The organism is Pseudomonas sp. No.21 (assembly GCF_054558415.1).
In genome coordinates, this window is record NZ_BAAJNO010000003.1 from 265,189 (window position 1) to 286,060 (window position 20,872).

General features: G+C 64.7%; 23 protein-coding genes and 1 pseudogene. 12 read left to right on the plus strand and 12 right to left on the minus strand.

Translation table 11 applies throughout. From position 1 onward, the window contains the following. Nucleotides 1-34 precede the first annotated feature (34 nt). Nucleotides 35-1,255, plus strand: a complete 1,221-nt coding sequence (locus tag ACYJSS_RS07010; protein ID WP_111261708.1) for a YihY family inner membrane protein — start codon at nt 35-37, stop codon at nt 1,253-1,255. 167 nt (nt 1,256-1,422) lie between these two features. Beyond that, complete coding sequence (locus tag ACYJSS_RS07015) at nt 1,423-1,620, plus strand: hypothetical protein (RefSeq protein WP_111261707.1); 198 nt, start codon at nt 1,423-1,425, stop codon at nt 1,618-1,620. 61 nt (nt 1,621-1,681) lie between these two features. Here the strand turns inward: ACYJSS_RS07015 and ACYJSS_RS07020 are convergent, their stop codons facing one another. Both ACYJSS_RS07020 and ACYJSS_RS07025 read right to left on the minus strand, forming a co-directional pair. After that, nucleotides 1,682-2,074: a hypothetical protein gene (locus ACYJSS_RS07020; RefSeq protein WP_111261706.1), complete on the minus strand. Its 393-nt coding sequence runs from the start codon at nt 2,072-2,074 to the stop codon at nt 1,682-1,684. 127 nt (nt 2,075-2,201) lie between these two features. Next, nucleotides 2,202-3,611 (minus strand): PilZ domain-containing protein, encoded by a 1,410-nt coding sequence (locus tag ACYJSS_RS07025; RefSeq protein WP_236204523.1) that lies wholly within the window; start codon nt 3,609-3,611, stop codon nt 2,202-2,204. Nucleotides 3,612-3,641: 30 nt separating this feature from the next. On the opposite strand from ACYJSS_RS07025, the gene ACYJSS_RS07030 reads away from it, so the two are divergent. Next, nucleotides 3,642-4,121 carry a TlpA disulfide reductase family protein gene (locus ACYJSS_RS07030; RefSeq protein ID WP_111263858.1) on the plus strand — a complete coding sequence of 160 codons (480 nt, stop codon included), beginning with the start codon at nt 3,642-3,644 and terminating at the stop codon, nt 4,119-4,121. A gap of 2 nt (nt 4,122-4,123) precedes the next feature. After that, nucleotides 4,124-4,399 (plus strand): acylphosphatase, encoded by a 276-nt coding sequence (locus ACYJSS_RS07035; protein WP_236204644.1) that lies wholly within the window; start codon nt 4,124-4,126, stop codon nt 4,397-4,399. Here ACYJSS_RS07035 and ACYJSS_RS07040 read toward each other — a convergent pair. From ACYJSS_RS07040 to ACYJSS_RS07050, 3 genes are read right to left on the minus strand one after another with little or no spacing between them, the layout of a single operon-like run. Further along, entirely contained in the window at nt 4,396-4,974 is a 579-nt protein-coding gene (locus ACYJSS_RS07040; RefSeq protein WP_111263857.1) for a lytic transglycosylase domain-containing protein, read from the minus strand. The two genes, ACYJSS_RS07035 and ACYJSS_RS07040, sit on opposite strands and share 4 nt — an antisense overlap. Nucleotides 4,975-4,981: 7 nt before the next feature. Beyond that, complete coding sequence (locus tag ACYJSS_RS07045) at nt 4,982-5,938, minus strand: hypothetical protein (protein ID WP_111263856.1); 957 nt, start codon at nt 5,936-5,938, stop codon at nt 4,982-4,984. A 10-nt stretch (nt 5,939-5,948) separates the two neighbouring features. After that, nucleotides 5,949-7,664: a proline--tRNA ligase gene (locus ACYJSS_RS07050; RefSeq protein WP_111263855.1), complete on the minus strand. Its 1,716-nt coding sequence runs from the start codon at nt 7,662-7,664 to the stop codon at nt 5,949-5,951. Nucleotides 7,665-7,779: 115 nt separating this feature from the next. On the opposite strand from ACYJSS_RS07050, the gene ACYJSS_RS07055 reads away from it, so the two are divergent. Beyond that, the gene (locus tag ACYJSS_RS07055) at nt 7,780-8,187 is read left to right on the plus strand and encodes a PaaI family thioesterase (protein WP_236204643.1); all 408 of its coding nucleotides are present in this window, start codon (nt 7,780-7,782) and stop codon (nt 8,185-8,187) included. A gap of 116 nt (nt 8,188-8,303) precedes the next feature. Here the strand turns inward: ACYJSS_RS07055 and ACYJSS_RS07060 are convergent, their stop codons facing one another. Next, complete coding sequence (locus ACYJSS_RS07060; RefSeq protein ID WP_111263853.1) at nt 8,304-9,662, minus strand: OprD family porin; 1,359 nt, start codon at nt 9,660-9,662, stop codon at nt 8,304-8,306. 812 nt (nt 9,663-10,474) lie between these two features. Here ACYJSS_RS07060 and ACYJSS_RS07065 point away from each other — a divergent pair. Together ACYJSS_RS07065 and ACYJSS_RS07070 are read left to right on the plus strand one after the other, a co-directional pair. Continuing rightward, entirely contained in the window at nt 10,475-10,906 is a 432-nt protein-coding gene (locus ACYJSS_RS07065; protein WP_111263852.1) for an HIT family protein, read from the plus strand. Further along, nucleotides 10,903-11,109, plus strand: coding sequence for a SlyX family protein (locus tag ACYJSS_RS07070; RefSeq protein ID WP_111263851.1), 207 nt, complete (start codon nt 10,903-10,905; stop codon nt 11,107-11,109). The genes ACYJSS_RS07065 and ACYJSS_RS07070 overlap by 4 nt, the downstream gene beginning before the upstream one ends. A 48-nt stretch (nt 11,110-11,157) precedes the next feature. Here ACYJSS_RS07070 and ACYJSS_RS07075 read toward each other — a convergent pair whose 3' ends face one another. The 6 genes and pseudogenes from ACYJSS_RS07075 to ACYJSS_RS07100 all read right to left on the minus strand — a co-directional run bounded on the left by ACYJSS_RS07075 (nt 11,158) and on the right by ACYJSS_RS07100 (nt 15,710). Next, on the minus strand, nt 11,158-11,382 hold the full coding sequence (locus ACYJSS_RS07075) for a cold shock domain-containing protein (protein ID WP_164488216.1): 225 nt from the start codon (nt 11,380-11,382) through the stop codon (nt 11,158-11,160). A 54-nt stretch (nt 11,383-11,436) separates the two neighbouring features. Then, nucleotides 11,437-11,760 (minus strand): annotated as a pseudogene (locus ACYJSS_RS07080) (cold shock domain-containing protein membrane protein); the annotation flags it as partial. Nucleotides 11,761-11,921: 161 nt separating this feature from the next. Next, nucleotides 11,922-12,989 (minus strand): GGDEF domain-containing protein, encoded by a 1,068-nt coding sequence (locus ACYJSS_RS07085; RefSeq protein ID WP_236204522.1) that lies wholly within the window; start codon nt 12,987-12,989, stop codon nt 11,922-11,924. A 104-nt stretch (nt 12,990-13,093) separates the two neighbouring features. Beyond that, entirely contained in the window at nt 13,094-13,564 is a 471-nt protein-coding gene (locus tag ACYJSS_RS07090; protein WP_111263849.1) for a Dps family protein, read from the minus strand. A 134-nt stretch (nt 13,565-13,698) separates the two neighbouring features. After that, on the minus strand, nt 13,699-14,517 hold the full coding sequence (locus ACYJSS_RS07095) for an SDR family NAD(P)-dependent oxidoreductase (protein WP_236204521.1): 819 nt from the start codon (nt 14,515-14,517) through the stop codon (nt 13,699-13,701). An 86-nt stretch (nt 14,518-14,603) separates the two neighbouring features. Next, nucleotides 14,604-15,710: an HD domain-containing phosphohydrolase gene (locus ACYJSS_RS07100; RefSeq protein WP_111263847.1), complete on the minus strand. Its 1,107-nt coding sequence runs from the start codon at nt 15,708-15,710 to the stop codon at nt 14,604-14,606. Between the two features lie 224 nt (nt 15,711-15,934). Here ACYJSS_RS07100 and aspS point away from each other — a divergent pair, with 224 nt between their 5' ends. The 5 genes from aspS (at nt 15,935) to ruvB (ending at nt 20,791) form a co-directional block, all read left to right on the plus strand. After that, nucleotides 15,935-17,710, plus strand: coding sequence for an aspartate--tRNA ligase (aspS, locus tag ACYJSS_RS07105; RefSeq protein ID WP_111263846.1), 1,776 nt, complete (start codon nt 15,935-15,937; stop codon nt 17,708-17,710). A 62-nt stretch (nt 17,711-17,772) separates the two neighbouring features. Continuing rightward, nucleotides 17,773-18,522 carry a YebC/PmpR family DNA-binding transcriptional regulator gene (locus ACYJSS_RS07110; RefSeq protein ID WP_111263845.1) on the plus strand — a complete coding sequence of 250 codons (750 nt, stop codon included), beginning with the start codon at nt 17,773-17,775 and terminating at the stop codon, nt 18,520-18,522. A gap of 61 nt (nt 18,523-18,583) precedes the next feature. Beyond that, nucleotides 18,584-19,108 carry a crossover junction endodeoxyribonuclease RuvC gene (gene ruvC, locus ACYJSS_RS07115; protein WP_111263844.1) on the plus strand — a complete coding sequence of 175 codons (525 nt, stop codon included), beginning with the start codon at nt 18,584-18,586 and terminating at the stop codon, nt 19,106-19,108. A gap of 21 nt (nt 19,109-19,129) precedes the next feature. Next, nucleotides 19,130-19,732: a Holliday junction branch migration protein RuvA gene (gene ruvA, locus ACYJSS_RS07120; protein WP_111263843.1), complete on the plus strand. Its 603-nt coding sequence runs from the start codon at nt 19,130-19,132 to the stop codon at nt 19,730-19,732. A gap of 6 nt (nt 19,733-19,738) precedes the next feature. Then, nucleotides 19,739-20,791, plus strand: coding sequence for a Holliday junction branch migration DNA helicase RuvB (gene ruvB / locus ACYJSS_RS07125; protein ID WP_111263842.1), 1,053 nt, complete (start codon nt 19,739-19,741; stop codon nt 20,789-20,791). Nucleotides 20,792-20,872 lie beyond the last annotated feature (81 nt).

Here is a 20,872-nt window from a genome sequence, read left to right on the forward strand (position 1 = left end):
CGGCGGACAGGGCACCCAGCATTAAGGAGATGGAATGCGCCAACGCATCAAAGACCTGGAAGAGTTCTGGCGCTTCCTTTTGCATCGCTTCATCAGCGACCACGGTTTCAACAGCGCTGCAGCGCTGACCTATACCAGTCTGTTCGCCGTGGTGCCGATCATGACGGTGACCTTCACCATGCTCTCGGCGATCCCGGCCTTCCAGGGCATGGGCGAGCAGATCCAGCGTTTCATCTTCCACAACTTCGTACCATCGACCGGCGAGGCGGTGCAGGAGTACCTGCAGGGCTTCACCCTGCAGGCGCGGCACCTGACCTGGGTGGGCGTGGCGCTGCTGGCGGTGACGGCCTTCACCATGCTGGTGACCATCGAGAAGGCCTTCAACACCATCTGGCGGGTGCGCCAGCCGCGGCGCGGGGTTTCCAGCTTCCTCCTGTACTGGGCCATTCTCAGCCTGGGGCCGCTGCTCTTGGGGACGGGGTTCGCAGTGAGCACCTACATCACCTCGCTGTCGATGCTTTCCAGCCTCAACGAGATCGCCGGCACCCGCATCCTCCTCGGCTTCACGCCGCTGCTGTTCAACGTCGCGGCCTTCACGCTGCTCTACGCGGCCGTGCCCAATGCCCGCGTACCGCTGCGCCATGCGTTGACCGGCGGTGCTTTCACCGCGCTGCTGTTCGAGTCGGCGAAGGCGCTGTTCGGTCTCTACGTGAGCTTCTTCCCGGGCTACCAGCTGATCTATGGTGCCTTCGCCACGGTGCCGCTGTTCCTGCTGTGGATCTATGTGTCCTGGCTCATCGTGCTGTTCGGCGCTGAGCTGGTATGCAACCTCACCAGTTCGCGCCATTGGCGGCGCCAGGCGATGCCGCGCCTGCTGGTGCTGATGGGCGTGCTGCGGGTCATGCACGACCGCCAGCAGCGGGGTCTGCCCACGCGGCATCTGGATGCACAACGTGCCGGCTGGCTGCTGCCGGAGGATGAGTGGCTGGAGCTGATGGAACTGCTCGAAAGCCAGCACCTGGCGTGCCGCGTGGGAGGTGGCTCCTGGGTGCTGTCGCGGGACCTGAATAACTACAGCCTGCACCAGTTGCTCAGCCATTGCCCCTGGCCGTTGCCGCGCTCATCGCAACTGCCGGCGCATCTGGACGAGGCCTGGTATCCACCGCTCAAGGCCGCGCTGGAGGCGTTGCACCAGGAGCAGCAGGCCCTGTTCGACGGCAGCCTGGCCGGCTGGCTGCGCCCTGCGGTCGAGTGACAAAAAAAGGCAGTTTGCGGCACATTGCCAGCGGCTCCCCGCTAACGGGGCCGCTGCCAGGGCCCGATGGCGCTGCTAGCAGAATGTGGCACGTTTCTGGCAATCTCAGGCAAAGTCTGCTGTCACTCTGCTATCAGACAGGGATTAGCCAAGGAAGTAAGAGTTCTATGAGCAAGGCCAAGGGCAAAGTCGTCCATCTTCATGAGCGTGATCCTCAGGAGGCGCTCGAGCGTCTGAACCGGATCACCGGCCTGCAGTTCTCGCAATGGCCCGAATCCCTGGTGCCGCCCACCCCCGTGCCCGAAGCTCGTCGGGACGAGGACCAGGAGCCGCCCACTCCGAGCAACGGCGCCGCGCGCGCCTGAGCCGAACGCCAATGAAAAACCCCGCGACTGGCGCGGGGTTTTTCGTTGCAGCCTGGCGTTCTCAGGCGAGGGCTTGGCGGCTGTCCGCTCCGGCCTGCTCGACGGCCTGCACGAAAAGCTCTTCCACCAGCAGGCCCTGGACGGGCACCGCCGATCTCAGGCGGACCTGCATGTCTTCGATCTTGTGCTTGACCGTCATGCGGGCGATGCCCGAGAGCAGGATCTTGCCGTGGGCGTTGACCTTGCCGTGGTCCACCGAGACTTCGCGGCGGATTTCGCCGTCGCGGTAGTTGATCAGCAGCGACACCGGCAGGTTGGCCAAGCCTGGCAGTTGCAGCCAGGAGGCGACGTTGAACTCGGCGACCCGCCCTTCATAGGGGGTGACGATCAGGCGAGCCGCCTCGACGATGCGGGAAGGCACGGGGCCGATCAGCTTGTCTTGGTTCTGGGACATTGGGCGATATTTCCAGGCTGATAGCGGTACGTTCGTACGGTTAGTGCGGGGAATTATAAGGAGGACGCGCGGACGAAACTGTGCGCTTGGCCGATGGGCGGCGTGACCCGTCTCGCACTTTCGCCGATCAGGCCATTTTCAGCGGGTAGCGCGTGACCATCGAGGTGCCGAGGTTGGGCTCGGGGAGCGGCAGGATGGCCTGGTTGTGCACGCTGGCGAGTTGCAGCCAGAGGTGTTCGCCGCTGACGAACTGGTTCTTCGGCAGCCACAGGCCGTGGTGCCAGCCGTTGCCGGGGGCGGGGGTGCTCTGCAGTACGCCGGGGTGGGTTTGCGAGTTGGGGGCGCGGCGCAGCCAGACCGGGCGCGGCAGGCCCTTGAGGTAGCGCAGGCCCAGGTGCAGGCCTTCCTGGTTGGTGTGGCGCCAGCGCACCAGTGCCAGGGTCGGCGTGCCACTGTTGAGCAGCAGGGTCAGTTGGCCCACCGGCAGTTGCGGACCCTGGTCGGCGTGGCACAGCAGGCGGGCACCGCCGGCGCTGGCGTCGAGCATCTGGGCATCGAGGCTGGCCGGGCGTTGCGCCAGCAGTTGGGCATGGATGGCGGGCAGGCCCACCACCATGCTGCAGGAGCCTTCGTATTCGGTGCGTGGGTGGCGGCGCTGCTGGCGTCCCTGCCAGTTCTGCCTGACGCGCTCCAGCAGGTCGTGCTCGGCGGTGCTGCGCAGCGGGGCGGGTTCGTGCAGGGCGATCAGCAACGGACCCAGTTCCAGGCGACGCAGGTAGGGACCGCCGGCCAGTGCCTGCAGGCGGTCATAAGGCACGTAGGGCTGGGCGTCGGTGAGATCGACGGTCGGGCCGTCGCTCTCGTCTTCCTGGTCCCAGGGCAGCAGGTGTGCGAGCCCGGCCAGGGGGGCGAGGGCGCCGAACAGCAGGGGGCACTCGCCCTCGGTGAGGTGGAAGGGGTTGCTCAGGGCAAGCAGCAGCACCTGCTGGTAGAGGCCGCGCAAGGTGCTGGCCGGAACCGGGCGGAAGGCGGCGGCGACCGGCTCGTCCAGGCAGCCTTGGTGCTCTCCGATCCAGTAGAGCAAGTGGCTGTCGCGCCACAGTGCGCCAGGTGGCTCCTGGTAGTGCTGGTAGTGGCGCATCAGCGTCTGCGCGATGAAGTGCTGGGCCATGTACAGGCACCAGGCCAGGTGCGGCAGCGAGGGCTGGCGCCCCTGGAGGATCTGCAGCAGCAGGCGCTTGAAGCCGGCGGCCAGTTCGCTGCACAGGCGCAGGAACAGCATCGGCGGCAGGGCGCCGTGTTCATAGGCCGTGGCGTAGTGGCGGTATTCCTCGCTGAAGCTTTGCAGCGCGCGCTGTCTTTCGAGTAAGGTCACCGCACTTCGATTGAGCCGGAACAACTGGCCGAGCACCTGCTGCAACGCGCCGTCCTGCGGCTGCTGGCGGGCGTCGGCGAGGAACTGGTTCAGGCCCGCCAGGATAGGGGTGTCCTCTTCGAGGATGTCCGGCACTTCCAGGCACAGGGCATCCAGCGTCATATCAACCCTGCATATACGAGGATCGATTGCATGGGATCACGACTCCAGGCTGTTTTCGGGGCGCTCATTCTCATGGGTGCCGGGCTGTTGCTGGGAGGCTGTTCGGACGATATCGGCCTCGACCAACATGGACAGAAGGTAGCGACTGCCGGCCTCGAAAACCAGTGGTTGGTGATTAATTACTGGGCAGAGTGGTGTGGCCCCTGCCGCACCGAGATCCCCGAGCTCAACGCGTTGGCCGGCCAGTCCGAGGGCAAGGGTGTACGCATACTGGGCGTGAACTTCGACGGCCTGCAAGGGGCCGAACTGGAGAAGGCCGCGAAGCAGATGGGCATCACCTTCACGGTGCTCGCCCAGGACCCTGCGGAGCGCTACCAACTGCCGCGCAGCGAGGCATTGCCGGTGACCTACATCATCGATCCCCAGGGCAAGGTGCGCGAGCGCCTGATGGGCGAGCAGACCGCCGCCGGGCTCAACGAGCGGCTGGTCGCTCTGAAGGAAGGGGAATGAGCATGGCGCGCATCTGTCTGCATGGCTACGTCAGCGGCAAGGTCCAGGGGGTCTCCTACCGTCAGTCGACCCAGGATCAGGCGGACCGCCTCGATCTGGATGGCTGGGTGCGCAACCTGGCGGACGGCCGCGTGGAGGTGCTGTTCGAGGGGGAGGAGCCGGCGGTACGCGAATTGGCTGCCTGGCTCGAACAGGGCCCCCGCGGGGCGAAGGTGACGGCGGTCGAGCTGGAAGAGCAGCCCTTGCAGGGAATCGCCGGTTTCATCGTGCGCCGCTAGGGGCGGACGTACCAGATGTCCTGCCACAACCCGACCACCTTGGCCGGGTACCAGCTTTCGCCGAGGCTGCCGTTGTAGCGCGCCAGTGCCCGGTTGATGTCACCCCGTTCCTTCTTCAGGTAGTAGCTCAGGATGGTGCAGCCGTAGCGCAGGTTGGTGGCGTTGTCGGTGAGGTTGTCCTGGGGGCGGCCCAGCTCGGCCTTCCAGAAGGGCATCACCTGCATCATGCCCTGGGCGCCCACTGCGGAGATGGCGAAACGGTCGAAACGGCTTTCCGTATGGATCAGCGCCAGCACCAGATCGGGCCTGAGGCCGGCCTTGCTCGCCTCGTGGTGCACCAGCCTGAGCAGTTCCAGGCGCTCGGCCGGGTCGGGTACGTAGCGCTTCAGGCGGGTGGACATGTCGAGCAGCCAGACTTCGGCGTCGAATCGATCACCGAAGCTGTCGGCCTCGGTGACCGTGCGTTGCAGCAATTGCCGCAGTTCGGGTTCCGGCGCCTGGCGCAGGCTGCCGAAGGCGGGGGCCGTCAGCGCCAGCAGGCCGCTCAGGAGCAGCGTTGGCCAGGGCGCGGGCATTGGTGGGTCAGTCGCTTTCGCCGGGGTCGGCAGCCAGGCGCCCTGCATCTTTCATCAAGGCCTTGAGGAATTCCTGCTGCAGCTCGGGGTCGTTGCGGGTCAGCTCGATCAGGCTCTGTTCCAGCTCGCTGGCTTCTTCTTCGAGGCCCAGCTCGGATAGGCGCTTGACTCGATGCACCCACTGCGGCACTTCATCGTCTTCCAGGTCCTCGAAGATCAGCGCGTGGGCTTCCTGCAGCTTGCCGCGCAGGGAGCGGCTGACCATCAGGCTGGATTCGGAGCGGGTGCCGTCGAGTGGGTCTTCCACGCTGAGCAGCAGCTTGCCGATGCGGCTGGTGTCCTGCTCGGCGAAGGGGCCATCGAGCAGGTTCAGGCGCAAGACGCCGTGGCGGTCGGTGAGCAGTTCGTTGCTCTGCTTGCCGGCGGTCACCAGTACCGGGCGCTCGGCCCAGGGCAGGCTGGAGTATTCGACGCGCTTGTCGCGCTGCTGCTCGTCGATATCGGCCAGGTTCTGTTCGGAGCGGCCATTGGACTCGACGTTCATGAAGGGGTTGAGGCCGGCGAAACCGTAGCTGATCCAGTCCTTGGTCGCGGTATCGGGCAGGCTGCCCAAAAGCACCACGTTGAGCACGTTGGCGCCGACACCGGCCACCACGGCCACGGCGCCCAGCGGGATCTCGTAGATCTCGCGCCAGGGCTGGTAGGGCGTGTAGCGATCGTAGCGACGGGTGACTTCGAACTCGGTCACCTCGAAGGTCTTCTGTTCGTTCACGCGCACGCGGCGTTGCGGCAGTTCCAGCACACGTGGCTCGCCGACGTCGATCTGCAGCTCATGGCTCAGCAGCTTGCGCTCGACGCGCTCCTCGTGTTCGGCCCGTTGGGGCAGGTGGTTGGCGCAGCCGCTGAGGAAGAGGGCGCCGCCGAGGGCGGCGCCGGTGAGGCGGATGGAACTACGCTTGAACATTTCTTCTCGATCAGCGACGGACGCGTGCTGTGATGTAGGACAGAACCTCGTCGACGGCGACAGCCTGGCTATCGGTCTCGCGGCGGCTCTTGTATTCCAGGTTGCCTTCGGCCAGGCCGCGCTCACTCACCACGATGCGGTGGGGGATGCCGATCAGCTCCATGTCGGCGAATTTCACGCCGGGGCTGGTCTTCTTGTCGCGGTCGTCCAGCAGCACTTCGATGCCGGCGGCGGTGAGGTCGGCATAGAGCTTGTCGGTGGCTTCCTTGACCGCCGGCGTCTCGTACTTGAGCGGCACCAGGGCGACCTGGAAGGGCGCCAGGGCGTCCGGCCAGAGGATGCCGCGCTCGTCGTAGCTCTGCTCGATGGCGGCGGCCACGACGCGGGAAACGCCGATGCCGTAGCAGCCCATGATCAGGGTGACGGGCTTGCCGTTCTCACCGAGCACGCTGAGCTTCATCGCCTCGCTGTACTTGGTGCCGAGCTGGAAGATATGGCCCACTTCGATGCCGCGCTTGATCACCAGGGTGCCTTTGCCATCGGGGCTCGGGTCACCGGCGACGACGTTGCGCAGGTCGGCGACTTCCGGCAGGGGCAGGTCGCGTTCCCAGTTGACGCCGAAGTAGTGCTTGTCGTCGATGTTGGCGCCGATGGCGAAGTCGCTCATCAGGGCTACGGAACGGTCGACGATGCAGGGCATCGGCAGGTTCAGCGGGCCGAGGGAGCCGGCACCGGCACCGATGGCGGCACGCAGTTCTTCTTCGCTGGCGAACACCAGGGGGCTGGCGACCAGGGCCTGGTTGGAGGCCTTGATTTCGTTCAGCTCGTGGTCACCACGGACGATCAGGGCGACCAGCGTGCCTTCCTCGGCGCCGTGGACGACCAGGGTCTTGATGGTTTTCTCGATGGGCAGGCCGAATTTCTCGACCAAGGCTGCGATGGTCTTGGTATCGGGGGTGTCGACCAGGCGCAGTTCCTCGGTGGCGGCGCCGCGAGCGGTTTCACGCGGAACGGCTTCGGCCTTCTCGATGTTGGCGGCGTAGTCGGAGCTGTCGCTGAAGACGATATCGTCCTCGCCCGATTCGGCGAGGACGTGGAATTCATGGGAGCCGCTGCCGCCGATGGAGCCGTTGTCGGCCTGCACGGGGCGGAAGTTCAGTCCCAGGCGGGTGAAGACCTTGCAGTAGGCGCCGTACATGACGTCGTAGGTTTCCTGCAGGGATTCCTGGGTGCTGTGGAAGGAGTAGGCGTCCTTCATGATGAATTCGCGGCCGCGCATCAGGCCGAAGCGCGGACGGATTTCGTCGCGGAACTTGGTCTGTACCTGGTACAGGTTGATCGGCAGCTGCTTGTAGCTGTTCAGCTCGTTGCGCGCGAGGTCGGTGATCACTTCCTCGTGGGTCGGGCCGACGCAGAAGTCGCGGCCATGGCGGTCCTTCAGGCGCAGCAGCTCGGGACCGTACTGTTCCCAGCGGCCGGATTCCTGCCAGAGCTCGGCGGGCTGGATAGCCGGCATCAGCACCTCGAGGGCGCCGGCGGCGTTCATTTCCTCACGTACGATCGCCTCGGCCTTGCGCAGCGCACGCAGGCCCATCGGCAGCCAGGTGTACAGACCGGAGGCCAGCTTGCGGATCATGCCCGCGCGCAGCAGCAGCTGATGACTGATCACCACCGCGTCGGTGGGGGTTTCCTTCAGGGTGGAGAGCAGGTACTGACTGGTACGCATGTTTGGCCGTTTCGTCGGTTGCGATGGGTTTTATTGGCTCGGCATTGTACGGCGCTCGTTGGGGCGCGTACAGGTTGCGGCCCGGTAATCGGAAAGGGGAGGGGCGATGGGCGGTTTGAGTGCTGGGCAGGTGGAGGCATTGATCCGCACGGGGGTGCCGATGGCGGAGGATATCGACTTGCGTATCGAGCGCCTGGACGCGGAGGGTGCACTGGCGCGGGTCCCCTTCCAGTCCAAATTGGTGCGCCCGGGCGGCACGCTTTCCGGTCCGACCCTCATGGCGCTGGCCGATGCGGCGATGTACGCGGTGGTGCTGGGTCGCCTCGGTCGGGTGGAGATGGCCGTGACCAGCAACCTCAACATCAACTTCCTGGCCCGGCTACAGCCGCTCGACCTGATGGCGGAGGCTCGGATACTCAGGTTGAGCAGGAGGCAGGCGGTGTGTGAGGTGTCGCTATATTCGCGGGGAATGGAGGAAGAGCTGGTGGCCCATGTCACCGGGACTTATGCGCTGCCAATCTGACTGGTGCGACAAGTTTTAGTTGGTGATGGCTTTCAACTACGCGTGCGTAGACATATATAAAGAAAGAGCCCGGCATAAGCCGGGCTCTTTGTATCGAAGTAACAGTTGGGCCTGTATTACAGGATGTCCAGCGGGTACTCGGTGATGACGCGGACTTCGTCAATAGCGCTGCTGCCGCTGGAGTAGAAGCCGCCCATGTCGTTGTTGGCGCGCCAGGTGGAGTGACGGATGCGAACCGAGAGATCCTTGGCCGGACCGTCTTGCACGACGTATTTGGCTTCCAGGTTGCGCTCCCACTCCTTGCCGTCTGAGCCAAAGGCGCCAGCGTACGCACCGTTCGGGTCTGCCTTGGTACCGTCTGCATCGGAGCCGGTGATGTAACGAGCCATGAAGCTCAGGCCAGGAACGCCGAGGGTGGCCATGTTCAGGTCATAGCGCAGCTGCCAGGACTTCTCGCCAGGAGCGTTGAAGTCGGAGTACTGCACGGAGTTGGCCAGGAAGATAGAGTCGCCGGAGTTGCCGCCATCCATGCCGATGTAGTCGAACGGCTCGTCGCCATTGACGCGCTGGTGGGCCAGGGTCAGCTTGTGAGCACCGATCGAGTAGGACGCGGCGAGAGAGAACGCGGTGTTCTCGATTTCGCCTGCTTTCGACTGGCCTTCGTCAAGGGTGCGATAGATGTTGAAGTCGAAACCGAGGGCTTGGTCTTCGGCCAGCGGAATGCTGTAGTTCGCGTTGGCGTAATACTGACGGTAGATATCTTCCAGCTCTGCACCGTAGAGGCTGACGGACAGCTGGTCGGAAATAGCGTAGGTACCGCCGATGTAGTCGGCGCTCTTGGCATCAATAACACCACCATAAGCAAGGGTGATGTCGCCGTCTTTGTTGGTGGAGAGGCTGCCGTCACGAATAGAGGTGAAGTGACCGGCGTCGACGGTCAGGCCTTCGAGCTCGCTGCTGAGAATTTGGAAGCCTTCAGCAGTGCCCGGGAAAAGGCGTGCGGTACCAGTGGCGAAGACCGGAGCGGTCGGAATCAGGTTGCCGTATTTCAGTTCGGTATTGGATACGCGAACCTTAACGGCACCGCCAGCGTAGGAGTAATCATCCTGGGCTTTGCCATCACTGCCGATAGGCATCAGGCCGGTACCGGAAGTGCCACCGCCGCTGTTGAGTTTGATACCCAGTGCGCCATGAGCATCAACCCCGAAACCAACGGTACCTTGGGTGTAGCCCGACTGGTAGTTGGCCAGGATGCCGTGTGCCCACTCGTTACGGTAGTTCTGGTTGGTAGCGCTGCCGCCGTTGTTGACGCCGTTGTTACGGAAGTCACGATAGAAGGCATAGTTCTTGTTCAGAACGGACAGCTTGCTGTCTTCCACGAAGCCCTTGGACTCGTCCTGGGCGCTGGCGAATGCCAGTTGGGTGGTACCGGCGGTCACGGCCAGGGCCAGTGCGCTCCACTTCATCACTTGCATTGTGATTGCTCCTTTGGTTTTGAAGATTCTCGCCGCTTTCTTATATATGGAAGGCGGTTCTTTCTTTTTGTGTCGGCGCTAACTTATAGCACGACGTCTATGTTGGCGATAGTTCAACTCTATTCCTTACGAATTCTTCACGGCCATGTCGCAAATTCGGTGTGAGCATGTCGCATATTCGTAGTTTTCGCCTTGCAATCCCTTCGTTTCGTATTTTTATGCGGTCTGGCCAGGCACTTAGGGCAACTAAGCCTGCACTTCCGTCCTTCATTCGATGCGCGCTTCCGATGGCTGTTCGACAGCCTCCTGTCGGCACTCCGGAGGCGGTGTGCATGCGAGCGTGGGTGCCTGCTGCGACCTTGTTCGGTGTAAAGCAACAACCGTGCTCAAAGTGGGGTCGTAGCCGGGAAAATTTATCGGTGTGAGACGGATGGCGTGTTCCGGGGCGACATCCTTATCCGGCTCGCTCTGCCGTGGTGGCTGGCGAAGGGCCTGTTGGGCGGCCTTTTTGTGCTTTCCGGGGGTTGCAGCGCCACGCCGTGTCGGTTAGGTCCGTGCTCCGCCGTGGTGCGAGTGTGAAGGTGGGTAACGATCGGGATGGTGGTGGGCGATTTTGGTGCGTCACGGTAACCGGTGCGCACTTTCGGAACGCATCGGCTGTGCCTCTATATAAAGGAGGGCGTTGCGATGATTCCGCTGCCCGGATTCCTTGGTTATCCTGCGCGCCGTTTTCCACCTCGTCGTTCGGCTTTGCCTGTCGCCGGGGCGGGATTAAGCTCGGGGCTCACCCCGGTAGAACAGGAGAGGTCGCTATGTTCGCCCTGGATCAGAGACTGCAGCAGGATTGCCTGCCGGTGGGAGATTTCCCCCTGTGCCGCCTGCTGCTGATGAATGACGCGCATTACCCCTGGTTCATCCTCGTGCCCCGTCGCGAGGAGGTCAGCGAGCTGTTCCAGCTCGACGCCGACGATCAGCTTCGCCTCTGGAACGAAACCACGCGCTTGGCGGAGGTGCTCAAGGACAGCTTCGGTGCCGACAAGATGAACGTCGCCACCCTCGGCAACGTCGTGAGCCAGTTGCACATGCATGTCATCGTGCGGCGTCGCGAGGATGCCGCCTGGCCGGCTCCGGTCTGGGGCCGCCATCCGGCACAGCCCTATTCGCCGGAGCAGGTCGCTGAGGTGATGGCCAGGCTGCGGCTGGTGCTGACCGGAGATTTTCGCTTCGCGGAGGTCGAGCCATGAGCCTGGAAGCACGTATCAACGAACTGGAGACCCGCCTGGCTTTCCAGGACGACACCATCCAGGCGCTCAACGACGTGTTGGTAGCGCAACAGCGGGTGGTCGAGCGTTTGCAGCTCCAGCTTGCCGCGCTGGCCAAGCGCCAGGAGGAACTGCTCGGTCAATTCGGCGGCGGTGAGGAAGAGGCACCGCCTCCTCATTATTGAAGGCATGAAAAAGCCCGCCATCTGGCGGGCTTTTCTTTACAGCCGGACTCAGCGACGGCCAGGTAGCGCGGCGATCACATCCTCGGCTTGCAGGCCCTTGTCGCGCTGCATGACGGAGAATTCCACGCGCTGGCCTTCGATCAGCACCCGGTGGCCTTCGCCGCGAATGGCACGGAAGTGCACGAAGATGTCATCCCCGGAGTCGCGGGAGATGAAGCCGAAGCCTTTGGACGTGTTGAACCACTTCACCGTGCCCGTCTCGCGGTTGGACATGTCCTGGGGCAGCGGTGCGGCCTGGGTGACCTTGCGCAGGTTGATCGCCAGGTGCAGCAGAACGGCGGCGATCACCGCCAGCAGGCTGAGCAGGATGGCGGGCTGGTCGCCGATGGTGGACAGCGGCGCCAGCAGGATGAGGGTCTGCAGTACGACGGCCAGGACCAGCAGGGCGGAGACGACGCCCTGCAGCTGGCTGTGCAGGCCCTTGGCCCATGTAGGCACTACAGGTGCGAGTAGCAGGTTGAGCGCACCGAGCATCGCCAGGTAGATGGCATCGGGTTGTTGCAGGTAGGGCAGGGCATCGGTTCGCAGGCTGGGAATGAAGGACAACAGCAGGGCGGCAGCGCCCGTCAGCAGATGGACGATCTTCAACATGTTCAATGGACTCACCTTGATAACGCTCACGTCGGAAAGACCGTCCAGGTAGCGTATCCAGGTGAAGGGAGGGCTGGGCTGGGCGGTCGTTTCCGGGCCTCGGCAACTTGAGGCCGGGAGCACCGGGCCGTATTTAACAGCAAAGAGGAGGGCTACTCAAATCAAGCGGTTAGGGCCGCTTCCGGGGCCCGCGGATGGACCTGGTTGCGGCCATTGCGCTTGGCCTGGTAGAGCGCGTCGTCCGCGCGGGTCAGGAGGCTTTCGAGGTTGTCGCCGGGCTCTGCCAGGGCTAGGCCGAAGCTGGCGGTGATGGTGTCGAGGATCTGATCCGTGCGGCGTACCTTCACCCGCAGGGCCTGGAATTTCTGGCGCAGGGTTTCGGCGAACTGGTGGGCGGTGGCCAGGTCGTGGCAGTCCCGCAGCACCACGCAGAACTCCTCGCCGCCGTAGCGTGCCGCCATGGCACGGGGAGGCAGGAGTTCGCGCAGCAACTGGCCGACATGCTGCAGCACGCGGTCCCCCAGCGGGTGGCCGAAATGGTCGTTGAACTGCTTGAAGTGGTCGATATCCAGCATCACCAGAGCCAGCCCTTCGTGGGTGCTGGCCAGGGCCTGTTCGAGCAGTCGGGTGAAGGCGTGGCGATTGAACACCTGGGTCAGGCTGTCCAGGGTCGCCGCCATCTGCGCTTTCTCCAGCTGGTTGCGCAGGTTCTGGATCTCCGACTGGGCGGCACGCAGGCGGTAGAGGAACTGCTCCTGCTGCTCCTGCATCAGTTGGGTGCTCTGCTGCAGTTCGCCGAGGACGCTGGGCAGGTCGTCGATGATCGGATCGTGCAGCGCGGCGAGGCCCAGGGTGAGGCTGTGCTGGTAGGCGGTGCTGCCCACCACGCTGCGGCTGACGCCGGACTCGATGTCGTCGACCAGTTCGATGACCTGTTGCTGCCCGGCGCGGGCGGCGTCGAGTTCTCCGCGGATGATGTAGTCGCGGAACAGTTTGATGGCCGAGTCGGGCGGGAAGCTGTCGAAGTCCTTGACGATCTTGTCCAGGCGCCGGTTGAGGTCCGGCTCCAGGCCTTTGCTGTAGGTGTACCAGAGCGCGTAGTGGACGGGATTTGGCGGAATGTCGTGGCGCACCATGAGGGGTACCGCCTGCTTGAGCAACTCGGCTGCCTCGCGGGTTTCTTCGGGGAATAGCTCGATGAGCAGGGGAGGTTTCGGCGGCTGACTCATTCGCGTCACTGTGTCGGGAGCGGATTGCCAGAGCATAGTTCAGGCAGGCTTTTGCGCATAGCGAAAGGCCCGGAGAACCGGGCCTTTGCACACGTCCGTCGGGGTCAGCTGGCGAGCAGGCTGCGCAGCATCCAGGCGGTCTTCTCGTGGACTTGCATGCGCTGGGTCAGCAGGTCGGCGGTCGGCTCGTCGCTGACCTTGTCCAGCAGCGGGAAAATGCCGCGAGCGGTGCGCACGACGGCCTCCTGGCCCTGGACCAGTTGGCGGATCATGTCGTCCGAAGACGGCACGCCTTCCTCCTCCTTGATCGACGACAGGCGCGCGTAGGCGGCATAGGTGCCGGGTGCCGGGAAGCCCAGCGCGCGAATGCGCTCGGCGATGGAGTCCACGGCGAGTGCCAGCTCGGTGTACTGCCCTTCGAACATCAGGTGCAGGGTGTTGAACATCGGCCCTGTGACGTTCCAGTGGAAGTTGTGGGTCTTGAGGTAGAGGGTGTAGGTGTCCGCCAGCAGGCGGGACAGGCCCTCGGCGATCGCGGCGCGATCCTGTTCGGCGATTCCGATATTGATTTCCATGCCTTTACTCCTCTCAGTGGCCGGGGCCTGGCTGGGGCCCGTGATGCGGCAGAGCCTAGCATAGAGCGCCCCAGGGTCGATCCTGGCGTGTATCAATCGTTGCGATGCTTTGAGGCTATCGGTCGCCGGGAGGTTCAACGGCGGCCGAGCAGTCTTGCCAGGACGCGCGGGTAGCCGGCCGGTAGCAGTCGCTGGATGCGGTCGAGCAGGCGCGCGTCGGCCCCGATGAGAATGCGGGGGCGCTGCCGGCGAATGCCTTCGATGATCACCCGGGCCGCTTCCTCGGGCGTCGTGCGGGCCACCTTGTCGAACTGCGCGGCGGCGCGGGCGGCGTCCTGGCGCCCATCCGGGCCCTGGTAGAAGCGCGCGGCCCTGGCGATGTTGGTGCGGATGCCGCCGGGGTGCACGCAGCTGGCGCGTACGCCGGTGTGCGCCAGTTCCTGACGCAGCGCTTCGGTGAAGCCGCGCACGGCGAACTTGCTGGCGTTGTAGGCACCCTGGGTGGGCAGGCTGACGATGCCGAAGATGCTGGAGACGTTGACGATCTGCCCTTCGTTGTTCCTCAGCAGGTGGGGCAGGAAGGCCTTGGTGCCATGCACCACGCCCCAGAAATTGATGCCCATGATCCATTCGAAGTCGTCGTAACGCAGTTCCGCGACGGTCTGCGAGAGGGCGACGCCTGCGTTGTTGATCACCAGTTGCACGCTGCCGTGCGCCGCGAGCACCTCGTCGGCGAAGGCATAGACCGCCGCGCGCTCGGCCACGTCCAGGGGGTGGGTCGTGATCCTCAGGTCTTGGCGATCGAGTTCCCGGGCGACTTCGGCGAGCTTTTCCCGATCGAGATCCGCCAGCGCCAGGTGGCAACCCTCGGCAGCCAACTGATGGGCCAGTGCCCGTCCGATGCCCGATCCTGCTCCCGTCACCACCGCGACCTTCCCTGCTAGCGCCTGCATCTGGACTCCTCGATTCATTCTGCCCCGCCGCGAGTGGTGGGGCCGCGTGGGCAGCTTAGTCAGGCGCCGTGGGGGCGACAACCGAGTCAAAGGTGGGCGAGGGTGGGGTCTTCCTGCAGGCAGAGATTGAAGATGTCGACCCAGTAGGCGCTGAACTGGCTGCCGCCCAGGCCGTTGATTTCGAGGATGGCGCGCAGCAGCGGGCGCTTGCTCAGGGTCTGGTGGGCCCGTTCGTGGGTGCGCGCGTCGAAGGTATCGACGATGTTCAGGATCAGCGCGCCGGGGCTGATCTCCGTTTCGCGCAGGCCCTTGGGGTAGCCGCTGCCGTCGGCGTGCTCCTGGTGCTGCAGGATGATTTCGGCGGCGTCCTCCCATTGCGGCATGCGCTTGAGCAGTTCCGCACCCATGCGCGGGTGGGATTGCATGCGCCGGCGCTCGTCATGGTTCAGGGGCTCCTGCTTGTGCAGCAGTTCCAGCGGCAGCAGCGCCATGCCCAGGTCGTGCAGGCACACGGCGGCGGCCAGCTGACGGGGCGATACGGGGCGCCCGGCGCGCTCGTTCATCGCCAGGGCGAGCTCCAGCTGGCGCTGGCCACGGCCCTGCCAGAAGCGCGAGCGGTTCTCCGCCGCCGCCATGAGCTCGACGAAGAAACGCAGGTCGGGCTCGTCCTCCAGGTCGTGGCGGGCCAGGGGGCCGCTGCTCTTCGCCTCGGGCTCCGGGGGGAGCAGGCGGGTGCTCGGGTCCAGCCGGTGCAGCAGGGCGCTGCGCAGTTCCGCCTGGCGCTGGGCGGGCGCGCTGGCCAGGGTCCTGAGGGCCTTGCTCAGCGGGCGTACATCCTCCTGCTCCCCGGTGTCGCCGCGCAGTGCCTGTTCGATCTGCGCGCGCAGACGGTCCTGCAGTAGCAGGAGGATGTCGCCCAGCAGGCTGTCGAAGGCCAGGCTGCCTTCGCGCAGCCTGGCGAGTACGTCCTCCAGGGCCTGAGGCAGGATGTTCAGGCGGTCCAGGCCGACGTAGCCGAGGTTGCCCTTGAGCGTGTGCACCAGGCGGAACAGCTCGCGCAGGCGTTGGTCGTCATCGGGGTGACGTTCCAGCTCGATCAGCAGGTGCTCGCAGCGGGAGAACTGTTCGCGGGTTTCCTGGCGGAAGTCATCCAGCAGGTCTGCGGTGATGTCGACGGGGCGCGGCGTGGCCATGGGCGTCCTCCACGGGCTTGGGCTCTTGAGTATAGAAAGGCTTCCGGCGGGCGGCTGCGCGGTATCGATTAACCATATATAATCCGCCCCTTTGCCACCGGTCCCCGGCCTGCGGCAGTGTGGTCCCGATGCCCGGCGGCGAGTCACCGCCCGTCCGCGGTCATCGACGGCACGCACACTGGCGGCCCGACGAATTCAAGACTCAAGAGAAGCGAAACACGACCATGATGCGCAGCCACTATTGCGGCCAACTGAACGAGAGCCTGGACGGCCAGGAAATCACCCTTTGCGGCTGGGTCCACCGTCGCCGTGACCACGGCGGGGTCATCTTCCTCGACATCCGTGACCGTGAAGGCCTGGCCCAGGTCGTGTTCGACCCGGATCGCGCCGAGACCTTCGCCAAGGCCGACCGCGTGCGCAGCGAATACGTCGTCAAGGTCACCGGCAAGGTGCGTCCGCGCCCGGCTGGCGCCGTCAACGCCAACATGGCGTCCGGCGCCATCGAAGTGCTGGGCTACGAGCTCGAGGTCCTCAACCAGGCCGAGACCCCGCCCTTCCCGCTGGACGAATACTCCGACGTCGGCGAGGAGACCCGCCTGCGTTATCGCTTCATCGACCTGCGCCGCCCGGAAATGGCCGCCAAGCTGAAGCTGCGCGCGCGCATCACCAGCAGCATCCGCCGCTACCTGGACGAGAACGGCTTCCTCGATGTCGAGACGCCCATCCTCGGTCGCCCGACTCCGGAAGGCGCGCGTGACTACCTGGTACCGAGCCGTACCTACCCGGGCAACTTCTTCGCCCTGCCGCAATCGCCGCAGCTGTTCAAGCAACTGCTGATGGTTGCCGGCTTTGATCGCTACTACCAGATCGCCAAGTGCTTCCGCGACGAAGACCTGCGTGCCGACCGCCAGCCGGAATTCACCCAGATCGACATCGAAACCAGCTTCCTCGACGAGAGCGACATCATCGCCATCACCGAGAAGATGGTTCGCCAGCTGTTCAAGGAAGTCCTCGACGTCGAGTTCGACGAATTCCCGCACATGCCCTTCGAAGAGGCCATGCGCCGCTACGGTTCGGACAAGCCCGACCTGCGCATCCCTCTGGAACTGGTCGATGTCGCCGATCAACTGAAAGACGTCGAGTTCAAGGTCTTCTCCGGTCCCGCCAACGATCCGAAGGGCCGTGTCGCCGCACTGCGCGTGCCGGGCGGCGCGAGCATGCCGCGCAAGCAGATCGACGACTACACCAAGTTCGTCGGCATCTATGGCGCCAAGGGCCTGGCCTACATCAAGGTCAACGAGCGCGCCAAGGGCGTGGACGGCCTGCAGTCGCCGATCGTCAAGAACATCGCCGAGCCTAACCTGAACGTGATCCTCGACCGCGTCGGTGCGGTCGATGGCGACATCGTGTTCTTCGGCGCCGACAAGGCCAAGGTCGTCTGCGACGCCCTGGGTGCGCTGCGCATCAAGGTCGGCCATGACCTCAACCTGCTCACCAAGGAGTGGGCGCCGATGTGGGTCGTGGACTTCCCGATGTTCGAAGAGAACGACGACGGCAGCCTGACCTCGTTGCACCACCCGTTCACCGCGCCCAAGTGCACCCCGCAAGAGCTGGAGGCCAACCCGGCCGGTAAGCTGTCCCGGGCCTACGACATGGTGCTCAACGGCACCGAGCTGGGCGGCGGCTCCATCCGTATCCACGACAAGGCCATGCAGCAGGCGGTGTTCCGCGTGCTGGGCATCGACGATGCCGAGCAGGAAGAGAAGTTCGGCTTCCTCCTCGATGCGCTGAAGTACGGCGCCCCGCCGCACGGCGGCCTGGCCTTCGGCCTGGATCGCCTGGTCATGCTGATGACCGGCGCCGCCTCGATCCGCGAAGTGATCGCCTTCCCGAAAACCCAGAGCGCCGGTGACGTCATGACCCAGGCTCCGGGCACCGTGGATGGCAAGGCACTGCGCGAGCTGCACATCCGCCTGCGCGAACAGCCCAAGGCCGAGTAAATCGTTCCACCCCGACGGCGGCGCCCGATGCGCCGCCGCCACTAGCAAGCACGGAGTCAGTTATGGCGGGTCATTCCAAATGGGCCAACATCAAGCACCGCAAGGAGCGTCAGGACGCCAAGCGCGGCAAGATCTTCACCAAGCTCATCCGTGAGCTGACCGTCGCTGCCAAGCACGGCGGCGGCAACCCGGCGGACAACCCGCGTCTGCGCCTGGCCGTGGACAAGGCGCTCACCGCCAACATGACCCGCGACACCATCGATCGCGCGATCGCCCGCGGCGCCGGTTCCAACGAAGCCGACAACATGGTCGAGCTGAGCTACGAGGGTTACGCGCCAAGCGGCGTGGCGATCATCGTCGAAGCCATGACCGACAACCGCAACCGCACCGCCGCCGAAGTGCGCCACGCATTCAGCAAGTGCGGCGGCAACCTCGGCACCGATGGTTCGGTAGCCTACATGTTCGACCGCAAGGGCCAGATCAGCTATGCCCCCGGCGTGAACGAAGACGCCCTGATGGAAGCGGCCCTGGAAGCGGGCGCCGACGACGTGGTCGCAGCGGACGACGGTTCGGTCGAGGTCTACACCTCGTTCGCCGACTTCCTCAGTGTCAACGAAGCGCTCACCGCCGCCGGTTTCAAGGGCGATGAGGCTGAAGTGGCGATGATCCCCTCGATCACCGCGCCGATCACCGACCTGGAAACCGCGCAGAAGGTGATGAAGCTCATCGACATGCTCGAGGACCTGGACGACGTGCAGAACGTCTACAGCAACGTGGACATCCCCGACGACGTGATGGCCCAGCTGGGCTGACACGAAAAAGCCGGAGCGGACGCTTCGGCTTTTTTACTTGGGCACCTGATATAGAGCTGCAATGACCCTCATCCTCGGTATCGACCCTGGTTCGCGCATCACCGGTTACGGCGTGGTCCGCGACACCGGGCGCGGTTGTGAATACGTCGCGTCCGGCTGCATCCGTACCGGCAGTGGCGAGCTGCAGGAGCGCCTGCTGATCGTCTTCCGTGGCGTGCGCGAGGTCATCCAGACCTACGGGCCGGTGACCATGGGCATCGAGAAGGTGTTCATGGCGCGCAACGCCGACTCCGCGCTCAAGCTGGGCCAGGCCCGTGGCGCCGCCATCGTCGCCGCGAGCGAGGAGGGGCTGGAGGTCGCCGAGTACAGCGCCAGCCAGGTCAAGCAGGCCATCGCCGGCACCGGTGGCGCCGACAAGCAGCAGGTGCAGATGATGGTCATGCACCTTCTCAAGCTGGTGCAGAAGCCCCAGATCGACGCCTCGGATGCCCTGGCCATCGCCCTGTGCCATGCGCATCACCGGCAGAGCCTGATCCCGCACGGCCTCGCCACCGCCAAGCGCCGCGGCGGACGGCTCCGTTTGTAACCCCATATAAGGACGCACTTCGTGATTGGACGTTTGCGTGGCACCCTGGCGGAAAAACAGCCGCCGCACCTGATTCTCGATGTCAATGGCGTCGGCTACGAGCTGGAAGTGCCCATGACCACCCTCTACCGCCTGCCCTCGACCGGCGAGCCCGTGACCCTGCACACCCACCTGGTGGTGCGCGAGGATGCGCACTTGCTCTACGGCTTCTTCGAGAAGCGCGAGCGCGAGCTGTTCCGCGAGCTGATCCGCCTCAATGGCGTCGGTCCCAAGCTGGCCCTGGCGCTGATGTCAGGGCTGGAAGTGGACGAGCTGGTGCGCTGCGTGCAGGCCCAGGACACCTCGACCCTGGTGAAGATCCCGGGTGTCGGCAAGAAGACCGCCGAGCGTCTGCTGGTGGAGCTGAAGGACCGCTTCAAGGCCTGGGAAACCATGCCCAGCATCTCCACCCTGGTGGTCGAGCCGCTCAACGCCAAGGTCTCCAGTGCCGAGAGCGATGCGCTGAGCGCCTTGATCTCCCTGGGCTTCAAGCCCCAGGAAGCCAGCCGTGCCGTTGCCGCCATCAAGGAAGAAGGGCTGTCCAGCGAAGAACTGATCCGCCGCGCCCTGAAAGGAATGGTGTAACACCGCATGATCGAAGCAGACCGCCTGATAACCGCCAGCAGCCGTGACCGCGACGAGCAGCTGGACCGCGCCATCCGCCCGCTGAGCCTTGCCGACTACGTGGGCCAGCCCACCGTGCGCGAGCAGATGGAGCTGTTCATCCAGGCGGCCCGCGGGCGCAACGAGGCCCTCGACCACACGCTGATCTTCGGTCCGCCGGGCCTCGGCAAGACCACCCTGGCCAATATCATCGCGCAGGAGATGGGCGTGTCGATCAAGAGTACCTCCGGCCCGGTGCTGGAGCGCCCGGGTGACCTGGCGGCACTCTTGACCAACCTGGAGTCCGGCGACGTGCTTTTCGTCGACGAAATTCACCGTCTATCGCCCATCGTCGAAGAAGTGCTGTACCCGGCGATGGAGGATTTCCAGCTCGACATCATGATCGGCGAAGGCCCCGCAGCACGCTCGATCAAGCTCGACCTGCCGCCCTTCACCCTGGTCGGTGCCACCACCCGCGCCGGCATGCTGACCAACCCGCTGCGCGACCGCTTCGGCATCGTCCAGCGCCTGGAGTTCTACAGCACTGCGGATCTGACCAGCATCGTTACCCGTTCGGCCGGCATCCTCGGGCTGCACATCGAGCCCGAGGGAGCCTTCGAGATCGCCCGTCGTGCCCGTGGCACCCCGCGCATCGCCAACCGCCTGCTGCGCCGCGTGCGTGATTTCGCCGAAGTACGTGGCAAGGGCCAGATCACCCGGGTGATCGCCGACCAGGCACTGAACCTGCTGGATGTCGACGAGCGTGGCTTCGACCACCAGGACAGGCGTCTGCTGCTGGCGATGATCGACAAGTTCGACGGCGGCCCGGTGGGCATCGACAACCTGGCCGCTGCGATCAGCGAGGAGCGCCACACCATCGAGGATGTGCTGGAGCCCTACCTGATCCAGCAGGGCTACATCATGCGCACGCCCCGTGGGCGCGTGGTCACCCGCCACGCCTACCTGCACTTCGGGTTGAACCTGCCCAAGCGCATGGCCGAGTCACCCACCGACGATTTGTTCGGGGTGGGGGACGAATAGGGGAAATTGCTGTCGAACCGAGCGGCGGGCGCTGGGGGTGAAAAAACAGTGCACGGCCTGATTGGCAACCTTTGGAGTAAG

Coding starts and splice junctions, on each gene's coding strand:
- ACYJSS_RS07065 (WP_111263852.1), top strand. CDS start 10,475: ATGTTCGCCCTGGATCAGAGACTGCAGCAGGATTGCCTGCCGGTGGGA.
- aspS (WP_111263846.1), top strand. CDS start 15,935: ATGATGCGCAGCCACTATTGCGGCCAACTGAACGAGAGCCTGGACGGC.
- ACYJSS_RS07110 (WP_111263845.1), top strand. CDS start 17,773: ATGGCGGGTCATTCCAAATGGGCCAACATCAAGCACCGCAAGGAGCGT.
- ACYJSS_RS07100 (WP_111263847.1), bottom strand. CDS start 15,710: ATGGCCACGCCGCGCCCCGTCGACATCACCGCAGACCTGCTGGATGAC.
- ACYJSS_RS07045 (WP_111263856.1), bottom strand. CDS start 5,938: ATGTTCAAGCGTAGTTCCATCCGCCTCACCGGCGCCGCCCTCGGCGGC.
- ruvB (WP_111263842.1), top strand. CDS start 19,739: ATGATCGAAGCAGACCGCCTGATAACCGCCAGCAGCCGTGACCGCGAC.
- ACYJSS_RS07035 (WP_236204644.1), top strand. CDS start 4,124: ATGGCGCGCATCTGTCTGCATGGCTACGTCAGCGGCAAGGTCCAGGGG.
- ACYJSS_RS07095 (WP_236204521.1), bottom strand. CDS start 14,517: ATGCAGGCGCTAGCAGGGAAGGTCGCGGTGGTGACGGGAGCAGGATCG.
- ACYJSS_RS07030 (WP_111263858.1), top strand. CDS start 3,642: ATGGGATCACGACTCCAGGCTGTTTTCGGGGCGCTCATTCTCATGGGT.
- ruvC (WP_111263844.1), top strand. CDS start 18,584: ATGACCCTCATCCTCGGTATCGACCCTGGTTCGCGCATCACCGGTTAC.
- ACYJSS_RS07010 (WP_111261708.1), top strand. CDS start 35: ATGCGCCAACGCATCAAAGACCTGGAAGAGTTCTGGCGCTTCCTTTTG.
- ACYJSS_RS07070 (WP_111263851.1), top strand. CDS start 10,903: ATGAGCCTGGAAGCACGTATCAACGAACTGGAGACCCGCCTGGCTTTC.
- ACYJSS_RS07060 (WP_111263853.1), bottom strand. CDS start 9,662: ATGCAAGTGATGAAGTGGAGCGCACTGGCCCTGGCCGTGACCGCCGGT.
- ACYJSS_RS07020 (WP_111261706.1), bottom strand. CDS start 2,074: ATGTCCCAGAACCAAGACAAGCTGATCGGCCCCGTGCCTTCCCGCATC.
- ACYJSS_RS07075 (WP_164488216.1), bottom strand. CDS start 11,382: ATGTCCAACCGCGAGACGGGCACGGTGAAGTGGTTCAACACGTCCAAA.
- ACYJSS_RS07085 (WP_236204522.1), bottom strand. CDS start 12,989: ATGAGTCAGCCGCCGAAACCTCCCCTGCTCATCGAGCTATTCCCCGAA.
- ACYJSS_RS07090 (WP_111263849.1), bottom strand. CDS start 13,564: ATGGAAATCAATATCGGAATCGCCGAACAGGATCGCGCCGCGATCGCC.
- ACYJSS_RS07040 (WP_111263857.1), bottom strand. CDS start 4,974: ATGCCCGCGCCCTGGCCAACGCTGCTCCTGAGCGGCCTGCTGGCGCTG.
- ACYJSS_RS07050 (WP_111263855.1), bottom strand. CDS start 7,664: ATGCGTACCAGTCAGTACCTGCTCTCCACCCTGAAGGAAACCCCCACC.
- ACYJSS_RS07025 (WP_236204523.1), bottom strand. CDS start 3,611: ATGACGCTGGATGCCCTGTGCCTGGAAGTGCCGGACATCCTCGAAGAG.
- ACYJSS_RS07015 (WP_111261707.1), top strand. CDS start 1,423: ATGAGCAAGGCCAAGGGCAAAGTCGTCCATCTTCATGAGCGTGATCCT.